General features: G+C 53.2%; 8 protein-coding genes and 1 tRNA gene. 3 read left to right on the plus strand and 6 right to left on the minus strand.

The window, feature by feature from the left end:
- Window positions 1-117: 117 nt before the first annotated feature.
- Both pgeF and H8Q75_RS04660 read right to left on the minus strand, forming a co-directional pair.
- On the minus strand, window positions 118-888 hold the full coding sequence (gene pgeF, locus H8Q75_RS04655; protein WP_024125295.1) for a peptidoglycan editing factor PgeF: 771 nt from the start codon (window positions 886-888) through the stop codon (window positions 118-120).
- 132 nt (window positions 889-1020) lie between these two features.
- Entirely contained in the window at window positions 1021-1734 is a 714-nt protein-coding gene (locus H8Q75_RS04660) for a phycocyanobilin:ferredoxin oxidoreductase (RefSeq protein ID WP_024125296.1), read from the minus strand.
- Between the two features lie 87 nt (window positions 1735-1821).
- Here H8Q75_RS04660 and shc point away from each other — a divergent pair, with 87 nt between their 5' ends.
- Window positions 1822-3750 carry a squalene--hopene cyclase gene (gene shc, locus H8Q75_RS04665; protein WP_024125297.1) on the plus strand — a complete coding sequence of 643 codons (1929 nt, stop codon included), beginning with the start codon at window positions 1822-1824 and terminating at the stop codon, window positions 3748-3750.
- 6 nt (window positions 3751-3756) lie between these two features.
- On the opposite strand, the gene H8Q75_RS04670 is transcribed toward shc, so the two are convergent.
- Window positions 3757-4596: a M48 family metallopeptidase gene (locus tag H8Q75_RS04670; RefSeq protein WP_024125298.1), complete on the minus strand. Its 840-nt coding sequence runs from the start codon at window positions 4594-4596 to the stop codon at window positions 3757-3759.
- An 88-nt stretch (window positions 4597-4684) separates the two neighbouring features.
- Window positions 4685-5674, minus strand: a complete 990-nt coding sequence (locus H8Q75_RS04675; protein ID WP_297040820.1) for a cysteine synthase A — start codon at window positions 5672-5674, stop codon at window positions 4685-4687.
- A gap of 126 nt (window positions 5675-5800) precedes the next feature.
- On the opposite strand from H8Q75_RS04675, the gene H8Q75_RS04680 reads away from it, so the two are divergent.
- Window positions 5801-5887 (plus strand) — tRNA-Ser (locus tag H8Q75_RS04680).
- Window positions 5888-6154: 267 nt separating this feature from the next.
- Here H8Q75_RS04680 and H8Q75_RS04685 read toward each other — a convergent pair.
- The gene (locus H8Q75_RS04685) at window positions 6155-6364 is read right to left on the minus strand and encodes a hypothetical protein (RefSeq protein ID WP_297040821.1); all 210 of its coding nucleotides are present in this window, start codon (window positions 6362-6364) and stop codon (window positions 6155-6157) included.
- 333 nt (window positions 6365-6697) lie between these two features.
- Window positions 6698-7240, minus strand: coding sequence for a bifunctional pyr operon transcriptional regulator/uracil phosphoribosyltransferase PyrR (gene pyrR / locus H8Q75_RS04690; protein WP_024125299.1), 543 nt, complete (start codon window positions 7238-7240; stop codon window positions 6698-6700).
- Window positions 7241-7600: 360 nt separating this feature from the next.
- Between pyrR and H8Q75_RS04695 the strand changes: the two genes are divergently transcribed.
- Window positions 7601-8170, plus strand: a 570-nt coding sequence (locus H8Q75_RS04695; protein WP_297040822.1) for a DEAD/DEAH box helicase family protein, incomplete at its 3' end; no start/stop codon positions are given.

Here is an 8170-nt window from a genome sequence, read left to right on the forward strand (position 1 = left end):
ATTAATGCCGTCTCTGTAAATCCAAGAACACAGACTAGGGCAGGAAAGTCTTGGTGCTGGCGATGGCGATCGCGCCAAGCACCCGCGATGGATTCTCCAGTTGCAACGCCAATCATCCTAAGCGAACCGACTGACAATTCCCGACCACTGCACCTGCTTGCGGTGTTCACGGCGATAGGAGAAAAAGAACTCAGCATCCCGAAACGTACAGTGGGGACACAGGGCAATTTGCTCCTCCTTTAGCCCCAATTGCAGCAATTGCAAGCGATTCACGCGGGCCACATCCACCCGCAGTCGCTGAGGATCAGCGTCAAGAAAAACAACCTCTGCATCTAGGGCAGCGAAACGCTGGTAGAGATCATCGCGCTCAGTGGTTTCTGTCACCCCCTCAAGAATAGTCTGCCCCAAGGCACGGGCAACATTCAGCCCCACTTGATAGACCTCACCGCGAATAGCAGGCCCCATGGCAATCCGTAAATTGGCAAGATGACTGCCCAATGCCTGCATCTGCTGGAGCGTGGCCCTAGAGATTTGGCTTGCTGTCCCCCGCCACCCCGCATGAATGGCTGCGACTCGGCCACTGGCGACATCGGCAATCAGCAAGGGTACGCAGTCGGCACTACAAACCCAGAGGGCTTGTTCAGGCTCTGTGGCCACAAGCGCATCAGCTTCCAAGCGCTGATCACAGGCTAAAATTTCTGCTGCCAAAGCAACGCGATGACCATGCACCTGTTGTGTTCGCAGCGGTGTTGCTATTGTTCCTAGGGCTGCGGTGAGGGTGCTGAGGTCTTGTCCTTGCCAATCGCGAGTAAAAAAGCCGTGGGGAAACTGCTGCAAGAGATCGCAGGTGAGAAAGCGCCCAAGGTCAGTGGTGTGCCAGTGCCACATTGTCAGATTGGTCAGATTGGATCAATGGTTTTCTAAGGTATGGATAACCAACGGGCGACTCACCATTCCAATGTATCCTTGTTTTTTAATCTGACTGATGCGGTTTATCGGGGAGAAAGTCCTCAATGGGATCTAAGCAGCGGGGGGCAAGTCAAAGAGAACTGTAGTCATATAGCGTTCTGCCCAAGCGCTGCCAAAGGCTTTTTCAAGCACACGGCGCGTTTTGTCGTTTTGCTGTTGCTGATGGCAGTACTGCTGCTGCCCGGCAATGACAGCCTCTGGCTGATCCGTAGGTACAGCCTGCTGGCTCAGTTGGCAGTGGAGGGTGAGGTACTCACCAATGCGATTTAGAAATTGCTGTTCCTCCGTTTCTCCCTGTGGCCGAATAAAAATGCAAAAAGGCGAGAAGATATGCCCCCAAGGGGGCAACTCACGCGGTTGACTAAAGGTGAGCTTCGGCAAAGCACTTAAGGCGGCGGTGTAGGCCGCGGGCAACTGACCCGTCACAGGGGAAAGATCCACAATCGCAGCACTTATTTGCCCGCGGCCACCGACGAGATCGCAGCCAAACATAGGTAGGTCGTAGCGCGGCTCTGGAAACATGACGCAGTGCAAAATGTCCAAACTCTCCCCTACCCGTGCCAATTCAAGGTGGAGCTTGCGAAAGGGAGGGGCTTGGTAGCAGTGGTTCTCAATCGTTAGCCGTTCCCCTTCCAGTTTACCCTCGACATAACCGAAATCTTCAGGCAGGGCGTAGGGTGCCAAGGGAAGGAAAGCCTGCCAAATCGCTTCAATGCGATCGGCGAGCCGCTGAATCAGAGGATGTTGGTGTTGACGCACAGACATAGCCTTGATTGTAACCCAAGTCTAGGCCGCTTGCGAGGGAGCGATCGCCCCCGCTAAACTAACCAAGAGTCTAACAGCCGAGAGATTATGCCAACTCCACTTACGACGGCCATTGACCCAAAGCAACTTCAACAGGCGATTCGCGCTAGCCAAGACTTTCTCTTTTCGCAACAATATGCCGAGGGCTACTGGTGGGCGGAATTGGAGTCCAATGTAACCATGACCGCCGAGGTAATCCTGCTCCACAAAATCTGGGGCACCGAACAGCGGTTACCCTTGGCCAAAGTGGAACAGTATTTACGCAACCAGCAGCGAGATCACGGCGGTTGGGAACTGTTTTATGGCGATGGTGGTGATCTCAGCACCAGTGTTGAGGCCTACATGGGACTGCGGCTCTTGGGCGTTCCCGAAACCGATCCGGCCTTGGTGAGGGCACGGCAATTTATCCTTGTCCGCGGTGGCATTAGCAAAACCCGCATCTTTACCAAACTGCACCTTGCCCTCATTGGCTGCTATGACTGGCGGGGGATTCCCTCCCTGCCTTCTTGGATCATGCTTTTGCCAGAAGGTAGCCCCTTCACCATTTATGAAATGTCCAGTTGGGCACGCAGCAGCACGGTGCCACTGTTGATTGTCATGGATCGCAAGCCGGTTTATGCGATGGACCCGCCCATTACCCTCGATGAACTCTATGCCGAAGGGCGGGCAAACGTGGTCTGGGAACTGCCCCGCCAAGGCGACTGGAGTGATGTTTTTATTGGCCTCGATCGCCTCTTCAAGCTCTTTGAAACCCTGAAGATTGATCCCCTCAGAGAACAGGGGCTCAAGGCTGCTGAGGAGTGGGTGCTGGAGCATCAAGAACCCAGTGGCGATTGGGGCGGCATTATTCCGGCAATGCTCAACTCCCTATTGGCGTTGCGTGCCCTTGACTATGCTGTTGATGACCCCATTGTGCAGCGGGGGATGGCAGCAGTGGATCGTTTTGCCATTGAAACAGAGACTGAATATCGCGTGCAGCCCTGTGTCTCTCCGGTTTGGGATACCGCCTTAGTGATGCGAGCCATGGTGGATTCAGGTGTTGCTCCCGATCATCCCGCCCTTGTCAAAGCTGGCGAATGGCTGCTCTCCAAGCAAATCCTTGACTATGGAGACTGGCACGTAAAAAACAAAAAGGGGCAGCCGGGGGGATGGGCCTTTGAATTTGAGAATCGCTTCTACCCCGATGTGGATGATACCGCAGTAGTGGTGATGGCCCTCCATGCCGTGACCCTGCCCGATGAAAACCTAAAACGGCGAGCCCTTGAGCGGGCAGTCGCTTGGATTGCCTCAATGCAGTGTCGGCCGGGGGGCTGGGCGGCCTTTGATGTGGACAACGACCAAGATTGGCTAAATACCATTCCCTACGGCGATCTCAAGGCAATGATTGACCCGAATACTGCTGATGTCACGGCACGGGTGCTGGAGATGGTGGGGCGGTGTCAGGTGGCCTTTGACAGTGGTGCCCTCGATCGCGCCCTTGCCTACTTGCGCAATGAGCAGGAACCGGAAGGCTGTTGGTTTGGCCGCTGGGGGGTGAATTACCTCTATGGCACGAGTGGGGTTTTGGCGGCCCTCTCCCTTGTGGCTCCTCCCTACGATCGCTGGCGTATTCGCCGTGCCGCTGAGTGGTTGGTGCAGTGTCAAAATGCCGATGGCGGCTGGGGTGAAACCTGCTGGAGCTACAATGACCCTTCCCTCAAGGGCCAAGGGGATAGCACCGCTTCCCAAACCGCTTGGGCCATTATTGGCCTTTTGGCCGCTGGCGATGCCACGGGGGACTACGCCGCAGAGGCTATTGAAAAGGGAATTGCCTATCTTCTTGAGACGCAGCGCCCAGACGGCACATGGCATGAGGATTACTTCACTGGCACCGGCTTTCCCTGCCACTTTTACTTGAAGTACCACTACTACCAGCAGCACTTTCCACTGACAGCCTTGGGCCGTTATGCCCGCTGGCGCAATCTTTTAGCCAGTTAGTTGAAACTAAAAGAAACGCAGTTGTTGCTGATAGGCCAAGGTATCGGTGCCACAGAGGGGTTGGGGGGTAACCACGCATTCATTGCTGAGGCCAGAGCGGATTAAATTTTCGGCAATTAACTGGCGATCGCGGGGAGCAGGGTGTGTACTCAAAATCGTCGGCGGCGCCCCTCCCTCCCGTTGCAACTTCCCGAGAAAGGTCACCATGGCCCGTGGATCGTAGTTGCTGCGGACCAATAGCCCCAACCCATAGCGATCAGCTTCTAGTTCCTGCTCACGACTGCGGGGACGCCGAAAAGCTAGTTCCATAGCTATTTGTAGCCCGCGATCGCGATCCAAGCCTGCTGCTGTCATTAAGCCCTGGGCGATCGCCATTTGTTGCAGTTGACGAATCACATGGCGCTGATCGATATGGCCAATTTCGTGGGCAATGACACTGGCTAGTTCCGCCTCATTTTCTGCCCGCAGCACTAGCCCTGTCGTGACATAGACAAAGCCCCCCATCGTCGCATAGGCATTTACTTGGGGGTCTTGAATGATGTGAAATTGATAGGGCAACCCTCGACGTTCGCCGACATTGACCAAGCGCGTACCAATGCTATTCACATAGTTTTGAGCAGCGGGATTCCGAACCAGGCGCATCCCTTGCCGTAGCATCTGCTCATGGATCTGTTGCCCCAAAGCCACCTCTTGGCGGGGCGAGATATTGGATAGTTGGATGACCTGAATTCCCTGCAGCAGCAACCGCTGCCAGAGATGTTGTGCCTGTACCGCAACGGGATGGCAGGCGATCGCCACCCCACAGACCAAACTGGCAAAGAGGAGAAACCAACGTTGTTTTTTCACGGCCCATGCTTCGCGTAAAGTCCACACCCACGCCTAGCGGCTACTTGCCCCCTTTCGACCCCTCGATTTTAGACATTGTTCCCAAGGCTTAATGTGGTTTAATCTCTGGCACCCGTAGCCCCTTACTGGCCAGCCACTCTGGGTTGAAGAGCCGCGATTGATAGCGGGAACCCCCATCGCACAGCACTGTGACAATTGTGTGGCCGGGGCCGAGTTCCTTGGCTAGACGTACCGCTGCCGCCACATTAATGCCCACGGAGCCCCCCATGAAAAGGCCATCGTAGTGCAGCAGTTGATAAATGATTTCCAGGCACTCTGGATCCTCAATTTGAATCGCATCATCGATGGGAGCGCCTGCTAAGTTTGCTGTAATGCGGCTATTGCCAATGCCTTCAGTGATTGAACTCCCTGTGCTACTGAGGGTACCCGTTTTTACATAGCTATAGATGGCACTGCCCATAGGATCGGCAATCACAGTGCGAATGGCGGGATTTTTTTCCTTGAGAAACAGGGCTACACCTGCATAGGTGCCCCCCGTGCCAGTGGCTGCTACCCACGCATCAATTCGGCCATCGGTCTGCTCCCAGATTTCAGGGCCAGTGGTTTCGTAGTGGGCTTGGCGATTGGCAAGGTTATCGAACTGGTTCGCCCAGATGGCATTCTCCATCTCAGCAGCAATACGGCCAGAGAGCTTCACATAGTTATTGGGGTCTTTGTAGGGCACGGCAGGAACAGGGCGCACCTCGGCACCTAGGGTACGCAACAGGTCAATTTTTTCTTGGGATTGGGTATTAGGAATCACAATCAGGCACTTGTAGCCCTTGGCATTGCAGATGTGGGCTAGGCCAATGCCGGTATTGCCAGCTGTGCCCTCGACCACTGTACCGCCGGGTTTGAGAAGGCCTTTTCTTTCAGCATCTTCAATAATGTAGAGGGCAGCTCGATCCTTGACGGAGCCACCGGGGTTGAGGAACTCCGCTTTACCAAGAATTTCACAGCCCGTCAGGTCACTAAAGTAATTGAGGCGAATCAGCGGCGTCTGCCCGACGGTGCCGACAAAACCCTGTTTAATATTCATGCCGTCGTTGTTTTAAGTTGACTGAATACTTTTATGGTAAAAGGCTTTGCCGCCAGAATTCCCCTCAGGGAGAGCGATCGCCCAGTGTCCCTTTGGCATTCACCTTTGCTATGATTGGAGATCCCTGGAGAGGTGGCAGAGTGGTTGAATGCGCTTGACTCGAAATCAAGTTTAGGGTAACACCTAACGGGGGTTCGAATCCCCCCCTCTCCGTTGATAGCCCCGATCAGAAGTATGGAATCTACAAGAAACTTAACATCCCCAGTGACGAGTCGCTCTGACTGCCAATCAAAGCGCCAATGCCCTATCGGGCACCCACGACCCTTTTTTCTAGCCTCTTAACTTCTGCCCTTCAAGATCAAAGCCTTGTTTTACCTTCTCGGCAACATTCACATGGGTTAGGTTCTCTTCTTTGCTTGAAGTTCACCGCCAATACCTCTTTGCAACAGTGAATCAGGATTTTGGCCCACCTAGTACGAATTAAGATCGCACCTTGGCGCTCTTGCCCAGTTCTGGTTTTAGCCACAGCCATTCCTGTTGTGTTTTGCTCTCATCCCCAAACACCAACAAAAGGGATTTGCTGTCGTCCAGCAGTTGGCGATCGCGCTTCACCCGAATTGACCGCGCTGGAATTTCCGGCCTAATACATTGATAGACAATAAATAATAAAGATAGATAATAAAGCCCCATTTTTGGGAAATAGACACCACCTCGAAAGCGTGACCGTCAATCTCCAAGGGCGGTGTGGCGCGATCGACTGTATCCCAGCCCAGTTCTTCAATAAACAGAGACCCAAAATCAAACTTTTGGAGATACTTTTGGGCGCGTTGCCAATTCAGTGGCATCTTAGATTAACTCAAACAGGGTTCAAATCAGTGGGAAAGTCAGGATCAAACAGTTGCTCGGATTCTATAAATAACGCTCAATCAAGGCTATTGGCATTGAATAGCCATGTATCCTTCATTTGAAAGAATGCTTTTTTGAGATGAATGGCATTGACTGTCCTGTATGGTCTTCCCAAGATTAAAAGGGTTTCCACAGCTCTACTCCATCTCGCTGATCAATCCCCTGCAAGAGGACCTTGACCACTTCATCGCGAGCTGTGGGCAGCACTTTACCAGTAAAGTCAGGGTGAATCGGCAATTCTCGGTGCCCGCGATCGATGAGTACCAATAACCAAATGGCATTGGGGCGACCGTAATCATGGACGGCATTGAGGGCAGAGCGAATCGTGCGACCACTAAAGATAACGTCATCCACCAAAACCACAATCCGCCCGGAGAGATCCACTGGAATCAGGGTCCGACGGGGGGTACGCGGTCCAATGCGATCCAAGTCATCGCGATAAAACGTGATATCCAACTCACCAATGGGGAGGCTCACGCCTTCCAGTTGTTCAACGTGTTGTCCTAGGAGCTTGGCAAGGGGAACCCCACGGGTATGAATCCCTAGCAACACTAACTTGTCGAGGGCATCGCGAGCCTTTTCCACCACTTGGGAAGCTAAGCGCGTTACAGTGCGCCGTAAATCATCGGCACTTAAAATTTCAACGACTTCACCAGCCATGGCCGTCACAGTAGGGAATTCCAAGATTCTAGCGAAATTCCCGCAAAAAGAGACCCTACGCCAAGCGGGTAGGGCCAAAGACGCAGTTAGGAGGTATCTTGCTTCCCTACGATACTGCCGACATTTTGAGGTGGCCAAAGCTTTTACCAATTCTTTAGATTTAGCGCAATTAATTGTTACAATACACGAGAAACTGTTACTTGGGATACCAAATTTTACGGCTACTTTCTAGAATGGGCGGGGAAATGGGTTTGACCGTTGCCAGCCTGTGCAACTCTCCTGAAAAAGACTGCGGGTGGCTCGCTCCTATGCTGCTCCGTTACCCTAAAAACTAGGAAAGAATTCTTGAGAAATTGGGCAATGACCAGCACTCCCTTCCGTATTCATGCTCCCTTTGAACCCACGGGAGATCAACCCCAAGCAATTCAAAAACTGGTTGCCGGGGTACAGGCAGGACATCGCTTCCAAACGCTGCTAGGAGCAACGGGTACAGGCAAAACCCACACGATCGCCCGCGTTATCGAGGCCCTTGGTCGCCCCACCCTGGTTTTGGCGCACAACAAAACCCTGGCGGCGCAACTGTGCAATGAACTGCGCTCATTCTTTCCAAAAAATGCTGTTGAGTACTTTATCTCCTACTACGACTACTATCAACCGGAGGCCTACATTCCCGTTACCGATACCTACATCGAAAAAAGTGCCTCTATCAATGAGGAAATTGATATGTTGCGCCACTCCGCCACCCGCTCCCTCTTTGAACGGCGGGATGTGATTGTGGTGGCCTCCATTAGCTGCATCTACGGTTTGGGAATTCCCGCAGAGTACCTAAAGGCCGCGATTCCCCTCGAGGTGGGCAAGGAAACGGATCTGCGGCAACTGCTGCGGCAGCTCGCAACCATTCAATACACTCGCAACGATGTCGAACTGGGG

Source organism: Thermosynechococcus sp. OHK43, from assembly GCF_014466085.1.
In the GTDB taxonomy this organism is placed as follows: Bacteria; Cyanobacteriota; Cyanobacteriia; order Thermosynechococcales; family Thermosynechococcaceae; genus Thermosynechococcus.